Source organism: Cognatundibacterium luofuense (assembly GCF_018139685.1).
In the GTDB taxonomy this organism is placed as follows: Bacteria; Pseudomonadota; Gammaproteobacteria; order Burkholderiales; family Burkholderiaceae_D; genus Undibacterium; species Undibacterium luofuense.
Map to the genome: position 1 here is coordinate 1 of NZ_JAGSPN010000526.1, position 300 is coordinate 300.

At 47.0% G+C, this 300-nt stretch carries 1 pseudogene; it reads right to left on the reverse strand.

The annotated features are described in order from the left end of the window. Positions 1–300: pseudogene (locus KDM89_RS21530) on the reverse strand (IS3 family transposase); the annotation flags it as partial.

Sequence of the window (300 nt, forward strand, 5' to 3'; positions counted from 1 at the left end):
CACACGAATCACACGCGATGCAGGTAAATTCAGATCAATTTCAATCGCCAGTACTTCACGATTAAAATCGTCCACCACATTCAGCGTACGGAAGCGTCTGCCGCACCATAGTGCATCGCTCATGAAATCAATCGACCAGCTTTTGTTTATCTCGTCAGGTACCCCTAGTGGCCGGGGGTATCGGCTGGGTAATCGTTTCTTCCCAATGCGCCGGAGATTCATTTTTAGCTGGCAATACACGCGATATACCTTTTTATGATTCCAGCAATGACCACGTCGTCTGAGTAGTTGAAAGTACTT